The sequence below is a fragment of the Rhodospirillum sp. A1_3_36 genome (genome assembly GCF_047263945.1).
Lineage (GTDB): Bacteria > Pseudomonadota > Alphaproteobacteria > Rhodospirillales > Rhodospirillaceae > Rhodospirillum.
In genome coordinates, this window is the sequence record NZ_JBLAVB010000002.1 from 459,116 (window position 1) to 471,731 (window position 12,616).

General features: G+C 61.1%; 14 protein-coding genes. 5 read left to right on the forward strand and 9 right to left on the reverse strand.

Going from position 1 to position 12,616, the window contains the following annotated elements:
- Positions 1–15 precede the first annotated feature (15 nt).
- Both ACLIRY_RS06605 and ACLIRY_RS06610 read right to left on the reverse strand, forming a co-directional pair.
- The gene (locus ACLIRY_RS06605; RefSeq protein ID WP_413204565.1) at positions 16–1,242 is read right to left on the reverse strand and encodes a LysM peptidoglycan-binding domain-containing protein; all 1,227 of its coding nucleotides are present in this window, start codon (positions 1,240–1,242) and stop codon (positions 16–18) included.
- Positions 1,243–1,385: 143 nt separating this feature from the next.
- Entirely contained in the window at positions 1,386–2,237 is an 852-nt protein-coding gene (locus tag ACLIRY_RS06610; protein ID WP_413204566.1) for a hypothetical protein, read from the reverse strand.
- A 219-nt stretch (positions 2,238–2,456) separates the two neighbouring features.
- Here ACLIRY_RS06610 and ACLIRY_RS06615 point away from each other — a divergent pair, with 219 nt between their 5' ends.
- The 3 genes from ACLIRY_RS06615 to ACLIRY_RS06625 all read left to right on the forward strand — a co-directional run bounded on the left by ACLIRY_RS06615 (position 2,457) and on the right by ACLIRY_RS06625 (position 5,633).
- On the forward strand, positions 2,457–3,134 hold the full coding sequence (locus ACLIRY_RS06615) for a cytochrome b/b6 domain-containing protein (RefSeq protein WP_413204567.1): 678 nt from the start codon (positions 2,457–2,459) through the stop codon (positions 3,132–3,134).
- A 166-nt stretch (positions 3,135–3,300) separates the two neighbouring features.
- The gene (locus ACLIRY_RS06620; protein WP_413204568.1) at positions 3,301–4,827 is read left to right on the forward strand and encodes a YifB family Mg chelatase-like AAA ATPase; all 1,527 of its coding nucleotides are present in this window, start codon (positions 3,301–3,303) and stop codon (positions 4,825–4,827) included.
- Positions 4,828–4,889: 62 nt separating this feature from the next.
- On the forward strand, positions 4,890–5,633 hold the full coding sequence (locus tag ACLIRY_RS06625; protein ID WP_413204569.1) for a hypothetical protein: 744 nt from the start codon (positions 4,890–4,892) through the stop codon (positions 5,631–5,633).
- A gap of 609 nt (positions 5,634–6,242) precedes the next feature.
- On the opposite strand, the gene ACLIRY_RS06630 is transcribed toward ACLIRY_RS06625, so the two are convergent.
- From ACLIRY_RS06630 to hisB, 6 genes are all read right to left on the reverse strand, one after another.
- Positions 6,243–6,605, reverse strand: a complete 363-nt coding sequence (locus ACLIRY_RS06630; protein WP_413204570.1) for a histidine triad nucleotide-binding protein — start codon at positions 6,603–6,605, stop codon at positions 6,243–6,245.
- A gap of 128 nt (positions 6,606–6,733) precedes the next feature.
- Positions 6,734–7,099, reverse strand: a complete 366-nt coding sequence (locus ACLIRY_RS06635; protein ID WP_413204571.1) for a phosphoribosyl-ATP diphosphatase — start codon at positions 7,097–7,099, stop codon at positions 6,734–6,736.
- Positions 7,096–7,878, reverse strand: coding sequence for an imidazole glycerol phosphate synthase subunit HisF (gene hisF, locus ACLIRY_RS06640; RefSeq protein WP_413204572.1), 783 nt, complete (start codon positions 7,876–7,878; stop codon positions 7,096–7,098). Before hisF ends, ACLIRY_RS06635 begins: the two co-directional genes overlap by 4 nt.
- Before the next feature lie 57 nt (positions 7,879–7,935).
- Positions 7,936–8,658: a 1-(5-phosphoribosyl)-5-[(5-phosphoribosylamino)methylideneamino]imidazole-4-carboxamide isomerase gene (hisA, locus tag ACLIRY_RS06645; protein WP_413204573.1), complete on the reverse strand. Its 723-nt coding sequence runs from the start codon at positions 8,656–8,658 to the stop codon at positions 7,936–7,938.
- 98 nt (positions 8,659–8,756) lie between these two features.
- The gene (gene hisH / locus ACLIRY_RS06650; protein WP_413204784.1) at positions 8,757–9,401 is read right to left on the reverse strand and encodes an imidazole glycerol phosphate synthase subunit HisH; all 645 of its coding nucleotides are present in this window, start codon (positions 9,399–9,401) and stop codon (positions 8,757–8,759) included.
- A gap of 196 nt (positions 9,402–9,597) precedes the next feature.
- The gene (hisB, locus tag ACLIRY_RS06655) at positions 9,598–10,206 is read right to left on the reverse strand and encodes an imidazoleglycerol-phosphate dehydratase HisB (protein ID WP_413204574.1); all 609 of its coding nucleotides are present in this window, start codon (positions 10,204–10,206) and stop codon (positions 9,598–9,600) included.
- Positions 10,207–10,382: 176 nt separating this feature from the next.
- Between hisB and ACLIRY_RS06660 the strand changes: the two genes are divergently transcribed.
- On the forward strand, positions 10,383–10,847 hold the full coding sequence (locus ACLIRY_RS06660) for a helix-turn-helix domain-containing protein (protein WP_413204575.1): 465 nt from the start codon (positions 10,383–10,385) through the stop codon (positions 10,845–10,847).
- 149 nt (positions 10,848–10,996) lie between these two features.
- On the opposite strand, the gene ACLIRY_RS06665 is transcribed toward ACLIRY_RS06660, so the two are convergent.
- Entirely contained in the window at positions 10,997–11,647 is a 651-nt protein-coding gene (locus tag ACLIRY_RS06665) for a tetratricopeptide repeat protein (protein WP_413204576.1), read from the reverse strand.
- Positions 11,648–11,757: 110 nt separating this feature from the next.
- Between ACLIRY_RS06665 and ACLIRY_RS06670 the strand changes: the two genes are divergently transcribed.
- Positions 11,758–12,615 carry a fructosamine kinase family protein gene (locus tag ACLIRY_RS06670; protein WP_413204577.1) on the forward strand — a complete coding sequence of 286 codons (858 nt, stop codon included), beginning with the start codon at positions 11,758–11,760 and terminating at the stop codon, positions 12,613–12,615.
- Position 12,616: the final 1 nt, after the last annotated feature.

The window sequence follows — 12,616 nt, forward strand, 5'->3', positions numbered from 1 at the left end:
CCCGAAAAGGCGGTTCTACTGGGCGTTGGCGGGAACCGTAAAGACCTGACCGGGATAGATCAGATCCGGGTCACGGATATGCTCTTTGTTGGCGGCGTAGATAACGGAATACCGCAGGCCCTCGCCATAGACATTGCGAGCCAGGGTCCACAGGTTGTTGCCCGGTTGAACGACAAACAGCATACCGCCATCGGCGGGAACGGGTAGGCTCTCGGGTCGCAGGAAGGGGATCTCGACCCGCTTGGTGACCGTGCCATCGGGGGCAATCTGGTCCGCTCGCAGGGTATAGCGACCGGGGGCGAGGGGGGCTTGGTCCAACACGTCCCAGCGGTTGGCCGGGTCGGAGGTGGAGTTGCCGATGGGCTTATTGTTCAAATAGACGCGGACGGATTCCCCTTCCGGCGCCGATCCACCGACGGCCAAGCGCCCTTTGTCATCATAATCCACGACCTCGATGGCCAGATCATCCGATCCCTTCTCCTTGGGTTTCGCACCGGGACCCTGGAGCACGCGGGAAACCCCCTTGCCGTCCTTGGGTTGGGCGACTGCCAGGACGGGCGCGGTAGAGGCCGGAGCGGGCACGTTGACGGCGACGGATTCCGTGGACCGCAGGATCGTGCCGTCGGGTAGTTTGGATTCAAGGGACAACTCGTGGTCGCCCGGACTCAGGGGAGCGTCGGGGGTGATGACCCACTCTCCCCGGAAGTTGGCGGGCGCGTTGTCCAGGGCCGCTTTGCCGTCCAGCAAGGTCACCTGACTGTTCGGCTCGGCTCGGCCTGCAGACACAAGGAATCCATCCTTTTCCACCCGGACAACGTCAAAGGCTGGAGGCTGGGGGTCGGGTGCGGCGGGCCTAGGCGGTTCGAGATCCGACCTCAGCGCGGTTTGCATGGAGGTTTCGGGGGAAGCCTTGGAGGAGGGCTCGGGAGAAGCTTCGGAGGAGGTCTCTGGGGAAGCGTTGGCCTGGGGCCCTGTTTCCGGAGCCGATGGTGACGGCGTCGATGGGCTCTGGGCTATGTCCTTCGAAGCTTCGGGAGAGACTGGGGATGTTTTCGGTTTGTCCGTCGGTTTCGACGGGGAAGACGGTTCGGCCATCGACAGGGCCGGGGACCCGCCGGGTGAACCGGCAGTCCCGACTTGGTCGTCGGATCCACCGGACAGCATCAGATAAGCCAGCAAGGCCAGCACCGCGACGGCGATACCGATGCCGATGGCGATCAAAAGGGGAAGACGGTTCTTCAAGACCGGGCTCCTGGCGTCCAGGGTGGGAGCAAGCTGCGATGGAACGGGTTCCCACTATAGCGCAAAGCGTCGGAACGGGAAAATCCGAGTCCTGTTTCTGAGGCAGTTCGCAGGCATTCCCACGGAAACCAACGGTTTCTGTTTCAACTCACCGGCATTCCCGCAGAAACCAGGGCCATGGCGACGGCGATGGGCAGGGGCATCAGGGCGAATACGCCTACCACGACAGGGCGGAGAAAGAGTCCCAAACGGCCTTTGGGCAGGGGAACCCGGGCTGCGGTGCCATCGGCCAGGGGGACCAACGCCACCACCGCCAGCCCAGGAAGGGCGGCAGGCTCGGTCAGGGCGAGTCCCATCCCTAAACAGACCGCGAGCCCAGAGGCAGAAAGCCGGGCTGTCTGGGAAAAGGGAACCTTGGCCAAGGCCATCCAGATCATCCAACCGGCCAGTGCGCAAAGGGCGGCCAACGACAGGTCGCGGGCGACCCAGGCATCGACGGCCCAAGCGACGCCGACCAGACCCAGGAAAAGTCCGACGAGTCCGGCCAGGTCGTTGACATGGTCCCCTTTCCGGTGGGCCATGCGCCAAAGCAGGGTGAGCCAATAGAGGGCCGCGAGGCCCCAGGCAAGAAGAGCCATCATGGGTCCCAACTCCGTCGCCGAAGCGATGGTCACGGCAACCCCCCAGGTCAGGGCGACGGCGCCGAGGGCGGACGCGGCCAGGGCGATTTTGGGTTTCGGATTGACTCCATCGATGGCCATTCCCACTGCGGCGGCGAGGGCGGCACCGAGGACGGCCCAATCCAGGGGCAGCAAGACCTGGGGAAGCCAACGGATCCATAGCCACCCGGCCAGGGTGCCCAAGGCGATTCCCACCCCGGCAAGGCGCTCGCCTCCCATGCGGTGGCCCGTCAACGCACCGGCCAGGATCGAGGCGCCCACACCAGTCATGGCCAAGCCGAGGGGAATCAGATAGGGCAGCAGAAGAGGCAACATGAAAAAATGGTCATCCTTTCCGGGTTGCGATGCGCAATGGATGGCGCCACCATATCGCCGGACGCTGGGTGGTGTCACGGGGGAGCAAAACCTTTCGGGATTCCCCCGGTTTTGGACCAAAGAACCGGTGGCTCAGGACCGGCGAGAGGATCCAACGGGGCGCAGAGCACCATAAATCCGTCCGGTTATCAACGTGATGTAGCAAAAGGCGTGACCATTATGACGACATCGACAACTGGCGGACGCATGCGGATCTGGGACAGTCCCGTCCGGCTTTTCCATTGGGCCTTGGTGGCTCTGATCCTCTTGGCCTATCTGACGGCCGAGGGTGTGGTTTTTGACATGGATGTTCATGTCCTGGCCGGGGAAGGCGTTTTGACTCTGATCGTCTTCCGTTTCTTCTGGGGGTTGGTGGGCAGCGATACGGCGCGCTTTAGCCAGTTCGTCAAGGGGCCGGGTGCCGCCATCGCCTATCTGAAGGCCGCCCGGGCGGGGAAGCATCAAGCCTATCTGGGGCATAATCCGGCCGGTGGTTTGATGGTCCTTCTGCTGATGGCCCTGGCTGCGGCCCAGGCGGTGACCGGGCTGTTCTCTAACGACGATGTCCTGACCGAGGGACCGTTGGCCTCCCTGGTGTCCTCCTCCACTTCCGGGACGATCACCGAAATTCACGAATTCCTGTTCAACCTGCTGATGGCGGCGATCCTGTTGCATATTGCTGCGGCGTTCTTCTACCTGATCGTCAAGAAGGACAATTTGATCCGCCCCATGGTTTTGGGTGTGCGTCCGGCCATCCCCGGTGTCACCGAGCCCAAGTTCGTGAATCCTCTGATCGCTGCGGCGCTTTTGGCGGTGGCAGTGGGAATCGTCTACGGGATTGTCTCCCTGGGCGGGTGATGCGGGTCGAGACTTCTATGCGAGGCCCTGCCCCACTCCCCATCAGGGCCTCAAGTCCCGGAGCCCACTCCTTTCAAACCTGGGGGATCAAAGGGACCGAGACACTTCGTCGCTTTTTCGCTCACCTGGACCGTGTATGATCCTCCAACACTTGTGGAGGAATGGCATGGTTGCACGCGTCAATACGGTTGCTTTCCAGGGCATCGACACCCTGGAGATCCAGGTCCAGGTGTCCATGACCAACGGTCTGCCCGCCTTCACCATCGTTGGTCTGCCAGACAAGGCGGTGGGGGAAAGCCGCGAGCGGGTGCGCTCCGCTCTTATGGCTATTGGCTTGGCCCTACCGCCCAAACGGATTACCGTCAACCTCGCCCCCGCCGACGTGGTGAAGGAAGGCAGCCATTTCGACCTGCCCATCGCCCTTGGGCTTTTGCTTGCCATGGGGATCCTCGACCATGACGATCTGGCGTCCAAAGTCGTCTTGGGGGAGTTGGGTCTGGATGGGGCCGTGGCGCCGGTTGCCGGGGTCCTGCCCGCAGCCCTGGCCGCCCACGCCGATGACCGGGGGCTCATCTGCCCTGGAAAGCAGGGGGGCGAAGCGGCTTGGGCCGGAGATGGGGATGTGCTCGCCCCCGGCACGCTTCTGGAGCTGATCAATCACTTCAAGGGATCCCAAATCCTGGCCCGACCCCGACCGGAAATGGCAGAGGACAACACCCCAATCCCCGACCTGTCCGATATCAAGGGTCAGGAAAGCGCCCGCCGCGCCTTGGAGATCGCCGCTGCGGGAGGGCATAACATGCTCATGGTTGGGCCGCCGGGGTCGGGCAAATCCATGCTCGCCAAGCGCTTGCCCGGCCTGTTGCCCCCCCTCTCCCCCCGGGAAGCCCTGGAAGTGAGTATGATCCATTCCGTGGCGGGAAAATTGGATCAGGGTCGCCTGTTGCGCCGCCGCCCCTTCCGGGATCCCCACCATACGGCCTCTTCCGCCGCGCTGGCCGGTGGGGGCATCCGCGCCCGCCCTGGGGAAATCAGCCTGGCCCACAATGGGGTGCTTTTCCTGGACGAATTGCCCGAATTCCAACGGGGAGCCCTGGAGATCCTGCGCCAACCCCTGGAGGCGGGAACGGTTTCCGTCAGCCGGGCCAACCTGCATGTGACCTATCCAGCCCGGTTCCAACTGGTCGCTGCAATGAACCCCTGTCGTTGTGGTTACCTGGATGATCCCTCCCAGGCTTGCTCGAAGGCTCCTCGCTGTGCAGAGGATTATCAGGGGAGGGTGTCCGGTCCCCTGTTCGACCGCATCGATTTGCATGTGGACGTGCCCGCCGTTCACCCGCTGGATCTGGTGCGGCTTAAGGGGGGAGAGCCCTCAGCGGCCGTGGCGGAGCGGGTTTTTGCGGCCCGGGAGCGGCAGGCCCGCCGCTATGCCGACCAGGGGGAGGGGGTGTCTCTGAACCGGGATGCCGATGGCGCAGTTCTCGAAGCCGTGGCCACGCCCGACCGCGCGGGGCAGGCCCTGTTGGTGGAGGCAACGGAACGTTTGCGTTTGTCCGCCCGGGCCTATCACCGGATCCTGCGGGTGGCGCGTACCATCGCCGATCTGCAGGGGGTCGAAGGTGTGGGACGCCTGCATATTGCCGAGGCCCTGGCCTATCGCCGCCTCGCCCCGGGGAAACGGATGGTGGCGTAAGGGTGCCCGAGTACGGGGGAATCCACCTCCCTTTTGCCATGGTTTCGCGGTAGGCTTGGACCATGACCCATTTGATCCCCATTTCCGCTTTGGCTGGCGCCCTGCTCGTTGGTCTTTTGGCCACGCCTGTGGGTGCTCAGTCGTCGCAGGGTGCGCTCAGAGCCCCTGGTTCCCTTTCCCTTTCCCAGGCCCAGGCAGAATCCCAGGGACAGCCCATGCCTTTGGGGGGGCCTCCTGCGGCAGCTCAAAACCCCTCCCCGGGGCGGGGTGGTTTGTCGGCAGGGGGAGCAGAGGCTCTCGTGGTCCCCCGCCTTGAGGGATGGGCTTTGATCTACAAGGTTTCCTCTGACACCGTGCAATTTGATTACTACGTTCCCAAGGGACAGAGCGCGGATAAATGGGAGGACATGATTACCATCAAGACCACTCGGGGTCCCCAGGCCCCGGGCTTGAAACCGGTCTATGAGCGGACGGTCGAGGCCTATAAATCGAAGTGTCAGTCCTACACAGCGACCACGCCTCAAACGCACGTTGAAAACAATGTGGGTCGGGCCTTTTGGATTCTTGGGTGTAACCGGCGAAACGATATGGATGTGGGGGAGACGGTTTTTAACCTGTTCATCCAGGGTCAGAAAGCGGTCTACCTGATTCAACGAACTTGGCGTGTTCCTCCCTTCGGAAACGAGGGTCCCTCCATCTCGGCGGAGGAGCAAAAAGAGACCATGGAGCTGTTGCCGAAGTTCATTCTTTGCGATCCCACGGCCGGGGACGGGAGCTGTCGTTCAGCGCATTCGGTTGGTAAATAGCTCCGCCTCTGCCTCGAAGGCACTCTAGGATCCATGAGGCTACGTCAGTGGGAGAGGGCTGTGAGATTGGCCTTTGTCCGCTGTGTCGTCAGGGTGTGGACCCGCGTCGGCAGGGAGGCACCGCAGTGGTGTGCCACAGTCCATCCTGAACGACAAACCTGCCGCTTGGGATCGGGACTCTCTGGGGAGAGTCTGGTCAGGGAGTGGAAGAGAGGACTTGATCAAGACGCATGGAGAGGGCTTCCTGCCTCTTTCTGGTCGCGCTTGGGAAGGGCCCGCCGGGTGTCTCGGGGTGCGGTCCGATTGGGGAGAGGGGTGGCTTCGATCAGGTGCCCTTTGGTGGGGGGAGGGTGGATCGAAAAGAGGGATGACGTGTGGCGTAATAACAACGGGAGAGCTGTAATTTTGCGACATACGGCTCGATTCACGTCAACCCATTCACGAAATGCGCTATCAGTTGGGTCAGAGAGCCACGAGGCGCAATCCGACAGTACCCTTCGAAAAGGCATTTAATTTGTTTTAATAAAAAGAAAACTTCGAATGAAGTTGCGATATGCCCTCTTTTCAAACGGGGCATTCCCTTAACTTCTTTCGAAGTTTTCTGTTTTTCTAAGCAGGCTTAATCATCCGGCCCAATTTTTGCCCACCAAACAGATGAATGTGCAGATGAGGCACTTCCTGGCCCCCATTTTCCCCGATATTGGACAGGACCCGATAGCCTTCCTCGGCCACGCCCAGGTCCCGAGCAACCTTGCCCACGGCCCGGATGAGGGCGCCGATTTCGGCGTCACTGGCCTTAGTGGAGAAATCATCCCAAGACTGATAGGCGCCCTTGGGAATGACCAGGACATGGACGGCGGTCTGCGGGTGGATGTCCTTGAAGGCGAGGGTGTGTTCGTCCTCGTGGACCTTGGTGCAGGGGATCTCGCCCCGCAGGATTTTGGCAAAAATATTGTCGGGATCATAGGCCATGGCAATCGCTCTCCGGTTCAGGGTTCTCAGGGGTCAATGAAATTCATGACGTTTTGATCGGGCGCTGAGGGACAAGGTCGGATCTTGTGGTGTGCAAAAACTTCTTCTGTCCCAGAACGAGAGTAACTTTAGAGTGCCTTCGCGGCCTTGGGTCGGGAGGCCTTTTCTTCCAATCCCGATGTGCCGAACCGGCGGGCCAATTCATCCCAAACCTGCTCCGGCGCCACTCCCTTTTCCACCCAGAGCACCATCAGGTGATAGAGCAGGTCGGCGCTTTCGGACACGACCTTGTCGGGGCCTTCGGCGAGAGCGGCGATGACAACCTCGACGGCCTCTTCGCCCACCTTCTGGGAGATCTTTTTTGGTCCTTTGGAGAACAGCTTTGCGGTGTAAGAGCCGGAAGGGTCGGCCCCCTTCCGACTGCGGATCACGGCGTGCAGGGCATCGATGATTTCCGGGCCCGCACCTCCCGCCGTCATGGTTTCGTCGCTCATAGGGAAGCCTCCTTCAATCCGTCCATGCGCATGGGAATGCCAGCGGCGGCCATATGCCGTTTGGCTTCGGCGATGGTGTATTCGCCGAAGTGGAAAATGGACGCCGCGAGCACCGCCGTCGCGTGGCCTTCACGGACCCCGTCCACAAGGTGGTCCAGGGTGCCCACCCCACCTGAGGCGATCACAGGCACGGTGACCGCATCGGCAATGGCCCGGGTCAGCGGCAGGTTAAACCCCTGTTTGGTGCCATCCCGGTCCATGGAGGTCAGCAGGATCTCTCCGGCGCCCAGCGCGACCATGCGCTTTGCCCACTCTACGGCGTCGATGCCTGTGGCGTTGCGGCCTCCATGGGTGAAGATTTCGAACCTGTCTGGACCTACGGATTTGGCGTCAATAGCCACGACGATGCATTGGTTGCCGAACTTCTCGGCCGCTTCCCTTACGAACTCTGGTCGGTGGACGGCGGCCGTGTTGATGGAGACCTTGTCGGCGCCTGCCAGAAGGAGCTTGCGGATATCCTCGGTCACGCGGACACCGCCCCCTACGGTCAGGGGCATGAAACAGTGCTCGGCAGTGCGTTGGACCACATCGAACAGGGTATCGCGCTTCTCGTGGCTTGCGGTGATGTCCAGGAAGCAAAGCTCGTCGGCACCCGCAGCGTCGTAGAGCTGGGCCTGCTCCACCGGATCTCCGGCGTCTCGCAGACCGACGAAGTTAACGCCCTTGACCACGCGCCCGTCCTTGACGTCCAGGCAGGGGATGATGCGCATCTTCAACATGGTGAGACTTCCTTCTCTCCGCTTCGTCGCGGTCTCAATCGGCTCAGGCCAGGGTGGTCACGCCAAGGCTGATAGGGCAGCGGGGAGGTCAATGCGACCGTCGTAGAGTGCCCGGCCACTGATGGCCCCTTCAATGCCCCGGTGGCACTGGGCTTTGACGGTCAGCAGGTCCTCCAGCGAGGATACCCCCCCCGAAACGATCAGAGGCGTGGTCAGTCGATCGGCCAGGGCAGCGGTAGCGTCCACATTGGGACCGGAAAGAAGGCCGTCCCGGTCGATATCCGTATGGATGATGGCGGCAACTCCGGCATCCTCGAACCGCAGGGCCAGGTCGAGGGCGGTGATCTCGCTGGTTTCTGCCCAGCCTTCCACGGCCACCTTGCCGTCCCGCGCGTCGATCCCCACCGCGATCCGTCCCGGATGGCGCCGACAGGCTTCTTTCACCAACTCCGGATCGCGCAGGGCCACCGTACCCAGGATCACCCGGCGCACGCCTTTCGCCAACCAGAGGTCGATCCCCCCATGGTCGCGGATCCCGCCTCCCAATTGCACGGGGACCTCCACGGCGCCGAGGATGGCGTCCACGGCATCGGCGTTGACCGGCCGTCCGGCAAAGGCGCCGTTCAGGTCCACGACATGGATCCATTGGCATCCGGCCTGAGCGAAGGATGCGGCCTGGGCCGCCGGGCTGTCATTGAAGACGGTGGCCTTGTCCATTTCGCCCTTCAGCAGGCGGACGCATTGGCCGTCCTTCAGGTCGATGGCAGGAAACAGAATCATCGCAGTCGTCTTCCTTGGAATCTGAGGCTTGGAATCAGGCGGTTTGGAACCTGAAGCTTGGCGAGCGGTTATGAAACAGAGAGGACGTCGGCGCCCGGTCAGGGCGTCCAGCGCAGGAAGTTGGTGATCAGGCGAAAGCCCGTCGCTTGGCTCTTCTCCGGATGGAACTGGGTACCCACCAGATTGTCGCGGCCAACCATGGCGGTAAGGGGCCCGCCATAGTCCACTGAGACCAAGCGCTGCTGATCTTCGGCGGGCAGGAAATGGTAACTGTGGACGAAATAGGCGTGATCTCCCGGGGTCAGGCCCTCCAGCAGGGGGTGCGAGCCCGGGGTGAAGTCCAGGGAATTCCAGCCCATGTGCGGGACCTTGAAGGTGGTGTCGGGAACGGAGATCTGGCGGATTTCTCCTTGGATCCAGCCCAGTCCCTCATGTCGGCCGTGCTCGACACCGACATCGGCCAGTAGTTGCATGCCGACGCAAATGCCCAGGAAGGGGCGACCCTGGGCCAGGACCGCGTCTTCCAAGGCGTCGACCATGCCAGAGACAGCACCCAGGCCCCTGCGGCAGTCGGCGAAGGCGCCCACGCCGGGCAGGACGATGCGATCGGCGCGGCGCACGGTCTCGGCATCGTCCGTGACCAGGATTTTGGCTTGGATGCCCGCTTCCAGGGCAGCCCGTTCAAAGGCCTTCGCCGCAGATCGCAGGTTGCCGGACCCATAGTCGACGATGGCAACGGTCATGGCCAGTTGAGAGGATGTCATAGCTCGGTCGTTCCCTGGAAACGAACGTCAAACCGCGTCCGCTTCCGTCCATACATGAGGAGAAGATCTCTATGAAGGGCTTTTAGCAGCCCCCCAGTACCCTGCCAAGGTGCCCGGTAACAGGACCCATGCCTGGGTGTGAGCCGGGTTCTACCCTGCTTTCTGTCAGACGGAATCAGGTTTCTTCTATTCCGCCCCCCAGGACACCCTTGGTCGATGGCACGGCGTCTGCTTTGCGTGGGTCAATCTCCCAGGCCTGACGGAGCGCGCGGGCAAGAGCCTTAAAACAGGATTCAATTATGTGATGGTTATTTTCGCCATAAAGATTTGCAACATGCAATGTGACACCTGCGGTTTGCGAAAAAGCCTGGAACCATTCCTTGAAAAGTTCGGTGTCCATATCGCCGAGTTTGTCGCGGTTAAAGGCGACTTTCCAGATCAGATAAGGCCGGTTGGACAGGTCCAGGGCGACCTGAGTCAAGGTCTCATCCATAGGGATCAAAGCCGAGCCATAGCGTTGAATTCCCTTGCGATTTCCCAAAGCTTTGGAGACCGCCTCACCGATCGCCAGGGCGGCATCCTCGGTTGTATGGTGGAAGTCGATATGGGTGTCACCCTGGGCGCGTACCGTAAGGTCCATGAGACTATGGCGCGATAATTGCTCAAGCATGTGGTCAAGGAAACCGATACCCGTCGACACATCGTAGGCCCCAGTTCCGTCAATGTTGAGGTCTATGATGATTTGAGTTTCCTTGGTAACGCGCTTAATGCTTGCTTGTCGCATGCCGTGTGCTCTCCAATGCTTCGCAAAAGAAGCGAAAATAGGGTAAAGGGCGGTGTCTCGCTATATAGGTGCGTAATCCCGTCGGCGAAAAATCTGGAGTCGAGAACCCGGACACGCTAAGGTTTTGCGAGATGGGTTCAAGATTTAGCAACCTGCTTAGATCATGGGGCAAGAACGTGAGAAGGTCAAAAACCGAAGAGACCCTGGGTGATGGTGCGGCAAAGTCGCCCGATCCCGTTGATGTGCATGTGGGACGTCGTCTGCGCCTGCGCCGAACCCTTTTGGGAATGAGCCAGGAGCAACTCGCCAACGCTGTTGGTGTGACGTTTCAGCAGATCCAAAAATACGAACGCGGGAGCAACCGCGTAAGCGCCAGTCGCCTTTACGACATATCCAAGGTTTTGGGTGTCGCTGTGGCGTTTTTCTTCGAAGATATCGGTGAGGATGTCACCGCCGTGCGTAAGGCACCAACCCTGCCTGAGCTCGACGGTCTGTCCGAACCGGCCATTCCGGCCTACGAGCAGGATCCTCTTCAGAAGAATGAAACCCTGGAGCTGATCCGCGCCTACTGGCGCTTGCCCACGGAAAACGTGCGCAAAAAGGCCCTGGACTTGCTGAAAAGCCTGTCCGGGCGGGATTAACATTTTCGATCCGGTGGCTGCCTTGGGTATTGGCACCGGAACTATCCCCCCACCAAAAAACAAACGCCAGGATATCAGTTCCTGGCGTTTGTTTGAGTTCCACTTGGATCAGGTGGTTAGAGCAGAATTAACACAATATTTTCACTATATCAGTCGCTGCTTGATCCGCCCCCGACATCTGAAAAGACAGTCCAAAGGGAAAACACGCCTGCCGTCACACTTCCCACGGCGACGGGATAAATTGCGTACCGTTCCACCGCAGATCGTTTCGTTCGACTATCGAAGGCTTCCCGTTGGATATAGGCGTCCTTGTACTCGAAAAATGCGACCATGCGCTTGGACCATTCGGCAACAGCGGGAATATCCTTGGGCGGTGTCTTTTCGGCGTTTACATAGGTCATGCGGGCTTGACGGGGGTGCATACTGTCGGAATCCACCACCCGGTCCTCGAAAAACCGGGCAAGGGCCAGAGTTTGTCCGTCCCCCCGTTTCATAGCTGTCCGCGCCAAGCCTGACCAGGCGTCCTGGTAAACGGGCCAGCGTGCCGCAGCTTCCCTATAGTACTCCGTGGCCTTATCCCAATTTCCGGCCTCTTCCGCAGCCTTGGCCTGGTTGATGGCGCTTTTTGCTGCGTCGAGACTGAACTCCTGGGCTTTCGGTTTGGGGGGCGCGATGGGGGTGAAGGCCGAACAACCCGTAACCAAAAGGGCGACCACCAGCGGCCCTGCCACACAGCGGAAAAGCCGGGCAATCAAGGACAAAGCAGGGTTTGATGTGGGGCCTTCTCCAGGCAAGGGCATGGCGGTATCCTCCGGATGCGCGGGGTGCGGTCGGCAGAGTACCCCGGACGGTCCCACGCCGCCAAGTGCCGTCCATCCTCAAACCCAATCGCCGAAGGATCCCCTCCACCATGTCCCTGGATGCCCCTTTCGTTGCCCGCATTTTTCGTGCCACGGGAGCCGTACCCCGGCGCGCCTTTCCCCTCGGTGGGGGCTGTGTCGCGGAGGTTTTGCGTATTGATCTTGAAGATGACCGGGTGCTCGTGGCCAAGAAGGGGGCCTCGGGGGATCGGCTCGATCTGGAGGGGTTTATGCTCCGCCATTTGGCTGAGGCGGGGGTCCCGACGCCAGAGGTCTTGCTTGCCGAGGATGACCTTCTGCTCATGGCCCATGTGGAGGGGGGCGACGTCTTGGATACCCCAGCCCAGAGCCATCTGGCGGACATGCTGGCAACCCTCCATGCCGTACCACAGGACGTCTATGGATTTGATCGGGACACGGTGATTGGTGGGCTGCGCCAGCCCAATCCAGAAGGCAACCGTTGGGTTCCCTTTTTTGCGGAGCATCGCCTTCTTTATATGGCCCGTCAGGCGATGACGGCGGGGCACCTCTCTCCGGCTCTCATGGCCCGGGTGGAGACTCTGGCAGGGCGTCTGGAGCGGTGGTTGCGGGAACCGGCCCACCCCAGCCTGCTCCACGGGGACCTATGGGGCGGGAATATTCTCTCTCGAGAAGGTAGGGTGGTGGCCTTGATCGATCCGGCCCTGTACCACGGCGATCCGGAAATCGAGCTGGCCTTCGGAACCCTGTTTGGGACCCTCGGCACCCCCTTCTTTGATCGCTACAGGGAGCATCGGCCCCTGGAACCGGGCTTCTTCGAGGACCGGCGGGACCTGTACAATCTCTATCCGCTTCTGGTCCATGTCCGTTTGTTCGGAGGGTCCTACGTGGCGTCTGTGGTGCGTGTGCTGGATCGTTTTGGGGTGTGAG